We start from the raw sequence: 14,125 nt of genomic DNA on the forward strand, positions 1-14,125 counted from the left end.
TAAGTTGAGCACAGAACTAAAAGCCGTGAAAAGAATAGCTATTGCCTGTGGAAACGAACCTGACTGGACAACAAATGCTTTTCTTAAATCATGCAGAAAGGCAGGCGTAGAGGGAATCCAGCTGAATCTGCAAAATCTTAACGTTGATCTGGACAATTCCTTTGTTGAGAATAAAAATGTCCATGACTTTGATGCTGTGATCGTCAGGGATGTCGTTGCTTCAGGTAATGAAGGTCTGTCGTTTAGATTTGACTGGATTAAGGAGCTTGAAAAAGAGGGAATTCCTGTAATAAATTCCACAGAAGCAATCCAAAATGCAGCGAGCAAATTTCACACAACATATCTTCTCAGGAAAAAACAAATCCCAGTCCCTTCCACCCACATTGTGCAGGATCTGGAAAAAGCAATTGATATTGTGAGTGCTTCAAAAGACATTGTAATTAAACCACTTCATGGTTTTAAGGGGCATGGGATTTACAGGATTGTTGGCAATGCTGTAATCTCAAATAATGGAGAAAAACTCCCTATGGAAGCTGAAAAGTTACTCCGGCAATTGATCGAGGAAAGAGGGTGCCTCTACATACAGGAATTTGTCGAGAATCCTTTCAGGGATATCCGGGCATTTATTGTGGGAGGAGAAATCATTGCAGCCATTTACCGCAGTTCTGCAAAAGGATGGATCAATAACCTCAGCCAAGGTGGCAAGGCCAGCCGGTGCATATTGAATGACGAACAAAAGGAACTATGTGTGAAAGCGTCTGAGGCTGTCGGAACAACCTATGCAGGAATAGATCTAATAGAAGGGGAAAAAACCGACATGGTTCTGGAAATCAATGCCACACCCTCAGGAGCAGGTATTTATAGGACATGGGGAATTTATCCAACCGACAGGATCATCGAGCATGTCGTTGAAAAGCTGCTTTGAACTTATTTTCAGGAGAACTTCAATGGACAGATTCCAATATAAGCAGTGCATTGTTGTCAGGGAAGACCTGAAACTTTCCAGTGGAAAACTTGCGGTACAGGTAGCACATGCTGCGGTTTCAGCCATGATAGATGCAACTGACAATGACGTGAAAAAATGGCTGCGAGAGGGACAAAAAAAAGTTGTCCTGAAGGTTCCCACAGAAAAAGATTTATTCAGGCTTAAAACAGATGCTGAGATGCAGGGATTATCTGCTTCGCTTATACGAGATGCCGGACTTACAGAGATTCCACCTAATACAGTTACTGCTCTTGGAATCGGACCCGCAAAAGCTGATGACATAGATAGGGTCACAGGAGATCTCAAACTGCTGTAAACAGACCGGTAATATGATCAAATGATGGATGGACTTTCCTTAGCCAGACAAATGTTACGGTGATTGATGTTGTCAGTGATTGAAAAAACACAGCAAATCGAGGTTCCTGAAATTGAAAGAAAAACCGGTATTGATATTTATGCAACTCCTGCTGAAGGAATTGGGGGACAATTGCGTCAGCTCCCTGAAGATTTTATTGTGAAGGAAATAGCTGAAGACTTTAAGGAAAGCAAAGACGGAAAATATCTAATCCTTGAGATGACAAAACGAAACTGGGAAACCCACCATCTCATAAGGGATATATCCCGCGCACTTGGCATCAGTAACAGGCGGATTGGAATTGGCGGCACCAAGGACAAACAAGCAGTTACAACCCAGAGAATAAGTATTTTCAACATTTCTGAAAGTGAAATTGAAAATCTACACATAAAAGATGTGAATTTCAAAATACTTGGTCGCTCCAACAGGGATGTGGGGTTGGGAGATCTTGTCGGAAATGAATTCAATATAACAATTCGGAATATCGATATTGAAAGAGATGAGCTTGAGTCCCGGATGAAGCTGACTTCCAACACAATCCTTGAAATGGAAGGAGTACCCAATTTCTACGGTATCCAGAGATTTGGGGCACGCAGACCAATTACCCACCTGATCGGGGAATCAATTGTCAGAGGTAATATAGAAAAGGCTGCGATCGATTACATTGCAAAAGCTTTCCCGGATGAACCCGAAAAAACACAGCTAGTTAGGAGGATGGTAGAAGATACCCGCAATTTTGCAGAAGGGCTCTACAGGTATCCGCTGCAATTGCGATACGAGAGAGCTATGATGCATCACCTTCATGTGAACCCTGATGACTATGTCGGTGCATTTGAGACGCTTTCCCTGAAAATGCGGAAATTGTTTGTCCACGCTTACCAGTCATATCTTTTCAACCGCATGCTCTGTCTTCGCATGAAAAAAGGACTTGAACTGAACCGTGCGTACGTGGGAGATATCGTTTGTTTCAAAAACCAACAGGGACTACCAGACACAAGCAAATACGAATATGTAACCGAGAATAATCTTGCAGGCATGAATAGACTCCTCCGTCACGGCAGGGCATTTGTTACCGCTTCACTTCCCGGATACAGAAGCGATTTCGCATTCGGTATACCGGGAGATGTTGAAAGCTCTATCCTGAAGGAAGAAAATGTACCCCTTGAAGGATTCAAAGTTCCTGACATGAAAAAAGTGGGTTCAACCGGCCAGAGGAGAGAAATACTCCTGAAGGTTAAACCTGAATACACAATAGATGATGATGAACTCAATCCGGGGAAACTTAAAGCAAACTTGCGTTTTTCTCTCCCCAAAGGTAGTTATGCAACTGTTGTCCTCAGGGAATACATGAAAACTGACCCAATCAAAATGGGATGAAGGAATTATTGTTTTCCTTCAAGCATGGACTCCATGAATGCCTTAAACGGAGATGACGGTTTTCCGGGTCTGGACCTGAATTCCGGATGGAATTGTGATGCGAAGAAGAAACGATGATCCGGAATTTCCGCAATTTCCATTCTATTCTTGTTCTTGCCTGAGAAAATCATTCCCTTAGCTTCAATCCGTTCCACAAAATTTGGATTTACCTCATACCTGTGCCTGTGTCTCTCAATAATGTTTTGTGAACCATAAATTTTCTCGGCTAAAGAACCTTCACGCAGGACGGCTTCATAGTCCCCAAGACGCATGGTTGCACCCATATCAACGATATTTTTTTGCTCCGGCAGGATATCAATTACAGGGTAAGGGGTATCTTCATCAAACTCGGTACTGTTTGCACCATCAAGTCCCACTACATTTCGTGCAAACTCGACTACTGAAAGTTGCATTCCAAGGCACAGGCCTAGGAAAGGAATATTATTCTCCCTTGCATAGCGTATTGCAAGGATTTTACCCTCAACGCCTCTTTCTCCAAAGCCTCCTGGTATAAGAAGACCATCATAGTCAGCCACCATTTTCACAGCATCAGGATCTTCATCAAACTTCTCGGAATTTATCCAATCCACGTTCAAACAACAACCACATTCAATCGCCGCATGCTTGAGGGCTTCATTGATGCTGATATATGAATCTTCAAGATGTGTGTATTTTCCCACCACTCCAACCTTGATTTCCGTTTTTGCATTATGCATTCTCTCAACCATTTTCTCCCATGAATCATCCATTGAGATCGTTGAAAGGTTGAGTTTGGACATCAGGTATTCAGTAAGACCTTGATTCTCCATTTGAAGAGGCACTTCATAAATGTCATTGGAATCATGGGCACTGATTACAGCTTCCACAGGAACGTCACAGAAAAGGGATATTTTTGAGCGTGTTTTTTCCAGCAAAGGCTCATTGCACCTTGCTACAATTACGTCCGGAGATAATCCGAGCTCTCGAAGCTCCTTTACTGAATGTTGTATGGGTTTGGTTTTCTGGTCTTTCTGGGCATCAAGGATCACCAGAGTCACATGTATAAATGCAATGTCCTCTTCCGCCTCTTCTCGGTGCATTTGCCTCACAGCTTCGAGGAACGGCATACTTTCGATGTCACCAACCGTGCCTCCCACTTCGATTAAACAAATGTCTGCACCACTTTTTGCAGATACTTTTCTTATACGATCCTTGATTTCGTTGGTAATGTGAGGAATAATCTGAACAGTCTTACCAAGGTATTCACCACGCCGTTCCTTGGAAATTACTGACTGGTAGATTTTACCAGTTGTGAGGTTATGGTCTCTTGTAAGTTCGGTATCCAAAAAACGCTCGTAATTACCAAGATCAAGATCCACTTCACCTCCATCTTTCAGGACATACACTTCCCCATGCTGGAAAGGACTCATTGTACCTGCATCAATGTTGATGTAGGGGTCAATCTTGATAGCGGTTACATTGTAACCACGGTTTTTGAGATTTCTCCCCACGGATGCCGTGGTGATGCCTTTACCCAAACCGCTCATAACACCGCCAGTAACTATAATATACTTCATTCCACAACCTCATTTTTCATCATCTAATAAATGGCAAACGGACAAACAAATAGGCCGCTGCAGCAGTAAAAATTATGGCTAAGAATACAGATGGATAAAATCCAAAAGATATACCCTTTTCCCCCAATAAATGGGGGATTGAACTGATAAAAAGATAGGCAGCAATCAAAACCACAATACCAACCATCAGAACCATGAGCTTTTGCATGTCTACTGCCCGGAACGATTTTCCCGCCATTTCCAAAAGTGGTGAACTTGCCCTTGTTCCGGAAATCTTGCAGGATGGGGGTTCGAACACAGTATCCTCATACTCGTCTCTTATCATCCCAATTTCATGTTTTTCTGTACCGATGTTGATTGTAAAACTGTCTTTTCTGGATCCGTAACCGACCATAACAAAAACGTTACCTGTGTTGAAAAGTTTCCCGTCATAGGGAATCCGGACTACCACCGGTACATATTCTTCATGCGTTACGTAAGGGTTATCATCAAGAAAAGTTACATAGTCCTCCAGATGGGGATCCACTGAAAGATTGACATGGGTTGGTGAACCATAGTTTATAATCACCAGTTCGAAACTATCTTCACTGCCTGGGACAAGGGGAACATTAAGGACAGGGGATTCAAACTCAATAGAATTGACACCAAGACGATTAATGTGGATTTGCTGCAACTTTTAGTTCTCCTCAATCTCTTATGTCAGGTGGAAGCAAATTGGGAATACCTTCTTTTATAGGATAGTATTCATCGCACTTCCCACAGTAGAGTGTGCCTTCCATGACCTCTTTGTTATCTTCGTTTTGTATGTTGAGGATAAGATCACCTTTACATACGGGACAGGCAAGGATATCTACCAGTTCCTTTTTCATTTAGTCACCAGAAATACATACGTTGCTACTCATATCAAACTTTTGGTTTTTTGATATTTGGAAATTAGATTATCACAAATAAATTAATCTACCTGTGTCAACGTTTATTTGACCATGCTGGATCTCATGATAAGGGTGCTGGATTTTGCTCTCCCAATCCTGTTAATGATATTCCTTGGCTTGTTTGGCACGGGGTTACTCATAGAACTAGGATTGATGCAAAAACTCACGGGACTTACAAAACCCCTTATCAAGCATACAAACTTACCTGAAGAATGTGGGGCTGCATTTGTTGTTTCTCTGGGATCCACCTTCGCTGCAAACAGTATGATCGTCAAAGTAAGAGACAATGGATGTATCAGTGACCGGCAAACAATGCTCTGTGCAATTCTAAACAGTACTCCGGCATACATCCGGGAAATCCTGACTTACCAGATCCCGATTGTTCTACCTGCTCTGGGTTTTATTGTAGGAGGTTTTTATGTGGGAGTTTTCATCCTGACAGCCATTGTTAAGATATCTGTGATAATCATATTGAGCAGGATATGGTTTGAAGACAGTAAATGCACTCCTGCAAAAGAAGTCAAAAAGGAAAGACCTACACTGAAGAAAGCCCTCTCCAAAATCTTCCACAGAGAAAAAAAGCTGTTCACAAAAATTGCTATTATTTACCTTTCAATGACAACTCTTGTTTTTGCACTACGAGAAAGAGGTGCATTTGAAATATTCAGTGTCCTACCGCTGGCAGAAATTTTTGGCATCCCTCCGGAGAGCATTGTGCCCCTTACAACATACGTGGCAAGCCCTATCCTAGGAGTTTCCCTTTTGGGACCAATGATCGGGGAGGGGAGTATTACATATATTCAAGCCATGATTGTGCTAATGCTCGGAAGTATGTTCATGCTTCCAATATTTGCATTCCGTACTATATTGCCCCGGTATGTTGCCCTTTTCGGACCTAAACTTGGTGCAAAAATCGTTACCCTCTCAACCGGAATAAGCATAATTGTCCGTTTTTGCATCCTTGTGGTATTGCTCATGATTGCGCGATAAAAAGTGGAACTTATTGATATTACGATATGATGAGAAACAAAAGGATCAGTATTAAAAGAGCAAAGATGAAAAGACTTTATACTGTTGTCAAAAACGTGTTCCATCAGGATTTGTAAGGATAACAATTCTGAGAAGACTAACTCAAAAAAGGACAATTATTCAGAAGTCTCCGGTGGATTCCACCCTAATCTCTTCATAACCATTTTTATCCGGGCATTAATTTCCCTTTTATCAAAAGGTTTTGAAATATAATCATCGATTCCAAGTTCCATCCCTTTTAACTTGTCTTCAACATTGGTTTTTGCAGAAACCATAATTATAGCAATATCTCTCGTTGCCCTTACTTTTTTCAGTTTTTCTACGACTTCATATCCATCCATATCCGGCATCATTATGTCTAATAAGATGAGATCCGGAAGTTCTTTCATTGCAATTTCAACAGCTTCCTTTCCACTGTATGCTACTAGGAAGTCATAGGGTTCACTTGCAAGCGAGAGCTTGATAAGATCCACTATATCAGGTTCGTCATCCACGATAAGTATTTTGAGTCTGTCTTTTTTGACTTTTCTTTGTAGATATTCAAGTTCAATTTCACGATCTTCGACACGGTACTGAATATCAAGGGTTTTCAAACCAATTTCAGTGTGCATTTCCCCAGATTCTGAAATTTCAATTATAATGTCAAAAAAAGATTTCATAGTATTTTGCACTTCTGCGGAACTACCTTTATTTAGCATAGAAATGATGCTTCCGGAATGTTCCGTTGCAATGCGTGTCAGGAATTTCCCAAAATTCTCCACGACCTGAAGGTTGTCCTTTGAAAGCACATTCAGATCATCGATAACAAGCAGGGATTCAGGGTAATCGGTGAAAAGTTTTTCAACATGAGAACCTATTTTGATGTAATCAGTCTGTGAACTGCAATAAAGGGTGTTTTTTGCAGATTCAATGGCAGGATTCTCAACATCAATAAACCAGATCCTGTCAAGAAACGATTTGATATCAAATCCATATTCGGTAAATCGAGAAAGGACTCTTTCACGCGAATCCTTGAGACAAAGCCAGATGATTTTCTTATCTTGCTCATTTTCCAGAACTGAAGATATATAAAAATGAATAATGCGTTCACCAAAGACATTTGCAGGTGTAAGTAATAATACATTTTTTCCTTCCAGTTCCCTGCGCAGTGTTGCAAGTATTTCTTCAGTTTTTTCTTCAGGCATCGTTTCCTCTTCCTGATCCTTACCTGCTCTATTTGTTTTCTAATGATATTAATGTTTGGGGAGAAAAACAAAATGAGAATGGGGAAGGCTTAGTTAGCATTCCCCTGTATTTGTGCAACTAATGTATTCTTTCCTACAGCAAGTGCGTCCTCGATCTTAGATGGATCCGTTCCTCCACCTTGTGCAAGGTCAGGTTTACCGCCACCTCCTCCGCCCACAACAGCTGCAACTTCGCGCACAATAAGGCCAGCATTAGCTCCTTTCTGTACTGCGTCTTTTCCTGCCGAGGCTGCTACTTTCACACCGTCATAATCACTAAGCAGGAGTGTCACAAGATCACTGTTTTCAGCGGAAAGCTGTTTTACCATTTTTGCCAGTTCTGCGGCATCTACACCTGGAATAAATTCCGCTATCAGCATGACTCCTGAAATGTCTTCTGCTTTATCCACAAGCTGGCTGATTCTTAAGGAAGCAAGCTCTTCCTTGAGTTTTTCGTTTTCCTTCCTCAGCGTTTTCCATTCTTCAAAGAAACGTTTTGTAGTCGCAGGAAGTTGTTCCGCAGGGACACGGAGAGTCTCAGCAGATTGCCTAATCAGATTGTCCATCTGCTGCATCGCCACAACAGCAGCTTCACCTGCTGCATATTCTATCCTTTCAACACCATCCTGAATTCTCTCAGTTTTGAGGATTTTTATGGCTCCAATCTGACCTGTATAGGTGCAGTGTGTACCTGCGCACGCTTCAATATCATTTCCAACATGCAAAACCCTGATCTTCTTTCCTGGAGGGACGCCTCCCTGATATAGTCCAAAGCCATATTTCTGTTCGGCTTCGGTTCTATCCATCCACTCACTGACAACTCTTCTGTTTTCCATAACCATGCGATTTGCCAGGATTTCGATTTGTTCAATTTCTCCCTGAGAAATGCGCTTGTAGTGTGAAAGATCAAGCCTTGCACGGTCAGTAAATTTCTGAGCTCCTGCCTGCCATATGTGGTCACCAAGCACTTCCCTTGCAGCACCATTTACTATGTGTGTTGCAGTGTGATGTCTTGCATGTGCCATTCTTCTTTTCTCGTCAACTTTCCCGTGGACAAGATCTCCTTTCCGGATGCGGAGTTCATCATCTATTTGATCAATAGTGTGGATTACAACCCCGTTAATCATCTGGACGTCAACAACATTGAGCATGGCATCTTCCACTGTGATAGTGCCATGATCTGCAGGTTGCCCGCCACCTTCAGGGTAAAAGAGTGTATTGTCAAGAACTATATTATTATCGAAAACGTCAAGTACAACCGCCTCAAAATCAAGCCGATGAGGTTCATCATAGAACAGGCGTTTGGTTGCCGGTAGATTGCTTATCCTGTCAGCAAATGGTGATTCTTTTTTTTCTTCCTTTGTGCTCTTGCTGTGCTTATCAGCTACAAGCGAGTAGAAATTGTCGGGAAGATCAACTTCTACTCCAACCTCTGCAGCAGCATCTTTTGCTATTTCAGGAGGTACTCCGTGACTGTCATACATTTCGATGATAGCGTCAAGCGGCATTTTTTCATTGTTTTTCTTGTAATGTTTTGCCGACTTCTGGATCATCTTCCTTCCACGATTAAGTGTTTCTTGGAATTTCTTCTCTTCTAATTCAAGGATTTCGTGAATAACATCAAAGCGCTCTGCAAATTCAGGATATTCAGGAAGGTTGCGAATGTGCATATGCACGATTTCAGAAAGCGGGGTCGTTATGCCACGATCCTGCATCATCTTCAGGCATCTCCTGATAACAAGGCGTGCCAGATAGCCTGCTTTTACATTGGAGGGGATAATTCCATCACCGAGCATGAAAGTCAGGCAACGGCTGTGATCAGCTATGGCATAAATGTCTTCCACAGGTTCCATGATAGCAGTGAGTTTGTCAACTGTAATTCCGATGTCATACGCCACTTGCTTACGAAGCTCGAAAAGATTGGCTCTCTCGCTTATGTCCATAAGTCCTGCAAGTCTTGCATTCTGGGAAAGAATGTTTGAGTATTCCTCGTCTTCAAGGCGGTGTTCAACGCCTGCAAGTTCCATCAATTCTTCAACAACGTTTGGAAAAACAGCATCATAAATGGTAGGTGAACCCTTTGAAGCCCATACAAACCTTTCCAGACCATAACCAGTATCAACTATATAATTATCCATTTTACGGTATGGTTCTCCCTTGATAATTATATCCCCTTCCCTGTGCTGCTGGAGATCCATAAACACAAGGGTTGCAACTTCAAGACCTCCAATAAGAGTTTCTAGACAAGGACCTGCATTACCTCCGCCAGCCCAGGGCTCTTCCTTATATGTTATTGCATAGGGATCCGCTCCCAACTTGTTGAGGAATCCATCGCAGAGCTCAAGGGTGTGTTCTTTCCAGTAGATCTCGTTGTCTTTGGTGTTGAATGCATGGTGTGCCATCATCTCAAAGGTTGTGAGATGCCTGCCGCTACGCCCTACTGCATCAAGATCAGAAAGCCTGATGCATGGCTGTGAAATTGTAAGTGGGTTTGCTGGTGGAGGTACCTGTCCTGAGGTTACAAATGGCTGAAAATCCGCAATTGATGCGATTGTAAGATATATGTCATCTCTCCAGCGTGCAATTACAGGGTATCGTTCGATGCGGGTATGGCAATTTTCCTCAAAATAGCTAAGGAAAAGTTCCCTCATCTCAGTCAGATCATGGCTTTTTTTGAAAATAGGATTCCCTATAAATGTGTAAGGATCACACGGAGCATCACCGCATGTTTCTCTTTCTATATCCCTTGTCCAGAAAAATTTACCACATTTTGGACATTGTTTACGACTAAATCCGTTTAACTTGAAAAAATCAATTTGATATTCCTCTTCCAGCATAATCATCCCAGTTGAGTTTTATTAGTATGAATTTTGAGAACTTAATATTCTATCACGTAAACTACCAAGCCTTAAAAACATTTCCGACAGCCTACCGTGTTCCTGCATATGCTGCTTTTTTAAAACCTTTTCATCTGTGTGATATTTTCATGTATTCATCAAATCCAATTTTCCCAGAGATACTGCGCTCATCCTCCTGTTTTCATGGATGGTTTAGAGGATCTTCAGATTTATCTTTGTGATCCTATTGTTGACGATCCTATACTTGAGGTAAATATTATTATAACAAGTGTGAAGCAAGCGGCGGGCAATTTTCAGAAGGAATTTTCAAAGAGTCAAAATTACATGCCGTTAAACCCAACAAAACAATACATCTTGAAGTAACGTTAAAAATGATCTCTTGCATCCATTATTACCTAAGGCAAATCCTTGTGGAACTGCCTCTTCTTCCATCTTCTACTTTTCGTTCTTATATTTTAATCTGGTTTTAAGCTAAACCATATGTTTAAGAATTGTTAGAAATTAAGTAGGTACTGAAATGTCCAAAAAAATTCTTCTGACTAATGACGATGGCGTTTATGCCGCAGGAATACGTGCTGCTTACAGAAGTGTAAGTCCTCTGGGGGATGTAACTATCTCTGCTCCTGCAATCCAGCAAAGCGGGGTTGGGAGATCAATTTCTATATTTGAGCCTCTTCGAATTCACAAGACAATAGTTGATGGAGTTGATGCGTATGCTGTGGGAGGTACTCCGACTGATTCTGTTATTCTCGGAATTTTTGCAATACTTAAGCAAAAACCCGATTTAATTGTCTCAGGCTTTAACATTGGTGAAAATATAAGCACAGATACCGTTACCACATCCGGCACTGTGGGTGCGGCACTTGAAGGCGCCAGCCATGGTATTCCTGCAATCGCAGTTTCTATTCAGGTCACCGAAGAAGGACTAAAATTTGATGATCTAAGGCATCATGAAGATGATTTTGATGTAGCCATAAAAGTCGTAAGAAAAATTGCGGACAAGGTTCTCAGATATGGGTTGCCTGAAAATGTGGATGTTCTTAATGTAAACATTCCTCATGACGTTGAGAATGATCCTGAAATCGAGTTTACCCGTCTTTCAAGAAAGCTTTTCATGACCGATGTTGAAGAGCGGTATGATCCAAGAGGCAGACCATATTATTGGATTGCCGGTGATCTGGTTGCCGTGGGTGATGAAGGCACTGACGTACATGCTGTAGCCCAGAAAGGGAATGTGTCAGTAACTCCCCTTAGTCTGGATTCAACCGCAAGAGTCGATTTTTCGGAATTGGAAAAACTGATTTGAAATCAGCGTTTAAGGCTTACTTCCATTTTGCTCCAGTCTTTCCCGACACCATGAAGGCTTTCGGCTGATGCCCTGATCACGTTTCCAAGAAACTTCTGGACAAAATCGTTTATCTCAATATCTTTACCGTCAACTGTGAGAACTACTTCCATTAATTATTACCTCCGGTTGTAGGGTACTCTTTTCTTCACTGCTAACTTAAAAAGTTCACGCAACTCTTCAATGGATGCACCTTTTGTGTCAACAAGATTATCATTGGTGAGTAAACATGGTTTGAATTTGCCATCAGCTGTAACCCTTAATCGATTGCAACGGGCGCAAAATTCCGTGTTGTCCACCGGGCGTACTACTTCCACTTCAGTGCCATCAATCATATACTTGCGTCTTCGGTGCATAGTCCGAACACGGATTTCATCCGCTTTCTCAGCAAGCATTTTTTCAATATTTTCCGCATTGACCTGAAATCTGGAAGTTTCATTGAAATCCATTAACTGTATCAGTTGGAGGACAACTTTTCCATGATATTTCCGGGTAAATTTCATCATCTCGTCAATCTGGTCATCATTAATTCCCTTCAGAAGAACCATGTTAAGTTTTACAGGAGTCAGTCCAACTTCGACTGCCGCATCTATTCCTTCAAGAACTTTTTTATGCAGCTTCGGGCTACGGCAGATAATTTTCCCATAACACTCAGGATCAAGACTATCCAGACTGACGTTCACTCTGTCAAGCCCGGCTTCTTTTAGACCTTTTGCTCTTTCTTCAAGATAAATTCCGTTTGTTGTAACCGAAACATCTTTAAGAGGAGGAAGATTTCGCAGAATTTCTTCAAAATCCTTCCTTACCAGTGGCTCCCCGCCTGAAAATTTGACCTTCCAGATTCCGTATTCTGTGCCAACTTTCACAATATTGGCAATTTCCGTGGGAGTCATTTCCTCCTGACTGCCTTCACTTCCTTCATTGTGGCAATAAATACAGTTAAGATTACATCGTTCTGTAATAGATATCCTCAGACTTTTTACAGGTCTTCCGTAAGAGTCTTTGAGTTCGATAGTAGGTTGCATGGGTTTATTAGTAATGGTTTGTTGAGGAAACTGATGGTAATTGCTATATATAAAATAAACTCAATTGCTACCCATGAAACGTTCCATACTTATTGCAGGTACCCATAGTGGAGTAGGTAAAACGACGGTTTCAATGGGTATTATGGCAGCCTTAAGGCGTAGAGGGCTTAATGTTCAGCCATATAAAGTGGGTCCTGATTACATTGATCCTTCTCATCACAGGGCAATTTGTGGTCGCCCCTCGCGCAACCTTGATACTTTTATGATGGGCGAAGATGGTGTACAAAGCTGCATGAAAAACACCTACACAAACGCTGATATTGCTGTTGTTGAAGGAGTAATGGGTCTTTTTGATGGTATGGAGTCAACTGAAATCGCAAGTTCGGCACATGTGGCAAAATGTATGGATATTCCGGTTTTGCTGGTTGTGAATGTACATGGCATGTCGCGAAGTACCGCTGCGCTTGTCAAAGGTTACTCCGAATTTGACAGTGGTGTGAGAATTGCTGGTGTTGTCCTCAATCGTGTCGGAAGTCCGAGACACAAATCCATGATTGTTGATGTGCTTGGTGATATGCCTGTGGTAGGAGCTCTCCCGAGGAACCAGAATATTTCAGTTCCCTCACGGCACCTCGGTCTTCACATGGCAGAAGAACAGGACTATGATGTCGATATGCTTGCAGATTTCATTGAGGAAAATATTGATCTGGATGCGGTACTTGCAATTGCCGAAGAACCAAAAATTCCAGAAACAATAGAGAAATATAAATCATCAGTTGAAGCGGATGTAACTATTGGAATCGCTCTTGATCATGTTTTCTGTTTCTATTATGAGGACATGTTTGATGCATTCAGACGTGCAGGCGCAGAGATTAAGTTTTTCAGCCCGCTTGAAGGCGAAGTTCCGGATGTGGATGGACTGTACTTTGGCGGTGGCTATCCTGAACTGCACATCTCAGAACTCGAAAAATCAAAAACCACTCACAAACTCAAGGATTTCTCAGCTGAGGGGATGCCTATCTACGGTGAATGTGGGGGTTTGCAGTATCTCGGTAAATCCTATGAGATAGATGGTCGAGTTTACAAAATGGCAGATCTGTTCCCGTCAGAAACATTTCAGACAAAGAGGTTGCAGGCACTTGGTTATACAAGAGGTTATGCAGACAGTCCACTGTTTAAAGGTGAGATGCGCGGACATGAATTCCACTATTCTCTTACTGACTGTGCACCTGACAGCAGGTTTGCATATACGATGCAACGGGGTAAAGGAATAGTTGACGGCAAAGATGGCATATATGAGCACAATTCCCTTGCAAGCTATATGCATGCACATCCAGCCACATTCCCTGTTAATGAATTTGTGGAAATGTGCCGCAAATACAACCGCAGCTAATTCAAAAC

13 protein-coding genes are annotated in these 14,125 nt (G+C 41.9%); 6 read left to right on the forward strand and 7 right to left on the reverse strand.

Annotation, left to right across the window (positions count from 1 at the left end; translation table 11 throughout):
- The first annotated feature begins 4 nt into the window (after positions 1-4).
- The 3 genes from mptN (at position 5) to truD (ending at position 2,717) form a co-directional block, all read left to right on the forward strand.
- Positions 5-925, forward strand: coding sequence for a tetrahydromethanopterin:alpha-L-glutamate ligase (gene mptN, locus PWQ49_RS03690; RefSeq protein ID WP_300607996.1), 921 nt, complete (start codon positions 5-7; stop codon positions 923-925).
- Positions 926-947: 22 nt separating this feature from the next.
- Positions 948-1,301: a peptidyl-tRNA hydrolase Pth2 gene (gene pth2, locus PWQ49_RS03695; protein ID WP_300607999.1), complete on the forward strand. Its 354-nt coding sequence runs from the start codon at positions 948-950 to the stop codon at positions 1,299-1,301.
- Positions 1,302-1,397: 96 nt separating this feature from the next.
- Entirely contained in the window at positions 1,398-2,717 is a 1,320-nt protein-coding gene (truD, locus tag PWQ49_RS03700; RefSeq protein WP_300608302.1) for a tRNA pseudouridine(13) synthase TruD, read from the forward strand.
- A 5-nt stretch (positions 2,718-2,722) separates the two neighbouring features.
- On the opposite strand, the gene pyrG is transcribed toward truD, so the two are convergent.
- The 3 genes from pyrG to PWQ49_RS03715 are packed head-to-tail and all read right to left on the reverse strand — an operon-like array spanning position 2,723 to position 5,181.
- A complete protein-coding gene (pyrG, locus tag PWQ49_RS03705) occupies positions 2,723-4,312 on the reverse strand; it encodes a glutamine hydrolyzing CTP synthase (RefSeq protein ID WP_300608002.1) in 1,590 nt (529 codons plus the stop codon).
- A gap of 19 nt (positions 4,313-4,331) precedes the next feature.
- The gene (locus PWQ49_RS03710) at positions 4,332-4,985 is read right to left on the reverse strand and encodes a hypothetical protein (RefSeq protein WP_300608005.1); all 654 of its coding nucleotides are present in this window, start codon (positions 4,983-4,985) and stop codon (positions 4,332-4,334) included.
- Positions 4,986-4,998: 13 nt separating this feature from the next.
- Positions 4,999-5,181 carry a methytransferase partner Trm112 gene (locus PWQ49_RS03715; protein WP_300608008.1) on the reverse strand — a complete coding sequence of 61 codons (183 nt, stop codon included), beginning with the start codon at positions 5,179-5,181 and terminating at the stop codon, positions 4,999-5,001.
- A gap of 114 nt (positions 5,182-5,295) precedes the next feature.
- Here PWQ49_RS03715 and PWQ49_RS03720 point away from each other — a divergent pair, with 114 nt between their 5' ends.
- A complete protein-coding gene (locus PWQ49_RS03720; protein WP_300608011.1) occupies positions 5,296-6,234 on the forward strand; it encodes a nucleoside recognition domain-containing protein in 939 nt (312 codons plus the stop codon).
- Between the two features lie 155 nt (positions 6,235-6,389).
- On the opposite strand, the gene PWQ49_RS03725 is transcribed toward PWQ49_RS03720, so the two are convergent.
- Entirely contained in the window at positions 6,390-7,457 is a 1,068-nt protein-coding gene (locus PWQ49_RS03725; RefSeq protein WP_300608014.1) for a response regulator, read from the reverse strand.
- Between the two features lie 89 nt (positions 7,458-7,546).
- The gene (alaS, locus tag PWQ49_RS03730; RefSeq protein ID WP_300608017.1) at positions 7,547-10,333 is read right to left on the reverse strand and encodes an alanine--tRNA ligase; all 2,787 of its coding nucleotides are present in this window, start codon (positions 10,331-10,333) and stop codon (positions 7,547-7,549) included.
- 538 nt (positions 10,334-10,871) lie between these two features.
- On the opposite strand from alaS, the gene surE reads away from it, so the two are divergent.
- Positions 10,872-11,660, forward strand: coding sequence for a 5'/3'-nucleotidase SurE (gene surE / locus PWQ49_RS03735; protein WP_300608020.1), 789 nt, complete (start codon positions 10,872-10,874; stop codon positions 11,658-11,660).
- A 2-nt stretch (positions 11,661-11,662) separates the two neighbouring features.
- Here surE and PWQ49_RS03740 read toward each other — a convergent pair whose 3' ends face one another.
- Positions 11,663-11,812, reverse strand: coding sequence for a hypothetical protein (locus PWQ49_RS03740; RefSeq protein ID WP_300608023.1), 150 nt, complete (start codon positions 11,810-11,812; stop codon positions 11,663-11,665).
- A 6-nt stretch (positions 11,813-11,818) separates the two neighbouring features.
- Entirely contained in the window at positions 11,819-12,724 is a 906-nt protein-coding gene (gene moaA / locus PWQ49_RS03745) for a GTP 3',8-cyclase MoaA (protein WP_300608026.1), read from the reverse strand.
- A 73-nt stretch (positions 12,725-12,797) separates the two neighbouring features.
- Between moaA and PWQ49_RS03750 the strand changes: the two genes are divergently transcribed.
- Positions 12,798-14,117, forward strand: coding sequence for a cobyrinate a,c-diamide synthase (locus PWQ49_RS03750; protein WP_300608029.1), 1,320 nt, complete (start codon positions 12,798-12,800; stop codon positions 14,115-14,117).
- The last annotated feature ends 8 nt before the right edge of the window (positions 14,118-14,125 follow it).

Source organism: Methanohalophilus sp. (assembly GCF_030156785.1).
Taxonomy (GTDB): domain Archaea; phylum Halobacteriota; class Methanosarcinia; order Methanosarcinales; family Methanosarcinaceae; genus Methanohalophilus.

What these genes read in the sequence shown, in the direction of transcription:
- PWQ49_RS03725 (WP_300608014.1), bottom strand. Translation starts at nt 7,457, where the DNA reads ATGCCTGAAGAAAAAACTGAAGAAATACTTGCAACACTGCGCAGGGAA.
- PWQ49_RS03715 (WP_300608008.1), bottom strand. Translation starts at nt 5,181, where the DNA reads ATGAAAAAGGAACTGGTAGATATCCTTGCCTGTCCCGTATGTAAAGGT.
- pyrG (WP_300608002.1), bottom strand. Translation starts at nt 4,312, where the DNA reads ATGAAGTATATTATAGTTACTGGCGGTGTTATGAGCGGTTTGGGTAAA.
- surE (WP_300608020.1), top strand. Translation starts at nt 10,872, where the DNA reads ATGTCCAAAAAAATTCTTCTGACTAATGACGATGGCGTTTATGCCGCA.
- moaA (WP_300608026.1), bottom strand. Translation starts at nt 12,724, where the DNA reads ATGCAACCTACTATCGAACTCAAAGACTCTTACGGAAGACCTGTAAAA.
- PWQ49_RS03750 (WP_300608029.1), top strand. Translation starts at nt 12,798, where the DNA reads ATGAAACGTTCCATACTTATTGCAGGTACCCATAGTGGAGTAGGTAAA.
- PWQ49_RS03740 (WP_300608023.1), bottom strand. Translation starts at nt 11,812, where the DNA reads ATGGAAGTAGTTCTCACAGTTGACGGTAAAGATATTGAGATAAACGAT.
- pth2 (WP_300607999.1), top strand. Translation starts at nt 948, where the DNA reads ATGGACAGATTCCAATATAAGCAGTGCATTGTTGTCAGGGAAGACCTG.
- alaS (WP_300608017.1), bottom strand. Translation starts at nt 10,333, where the DNA reads ATGCTGGAAGAGGAATATCAAATTGATTTTTTCAAGTTAAACGGATTT.
- PWQ49_RS03720 (WP_300608011.1), top strand. Translation starts at nt 5,296, where the DNA reads ATGCTGGATCTCATGATAAGGGTGCTGGATTTTGCTCTCCCAATCCTG.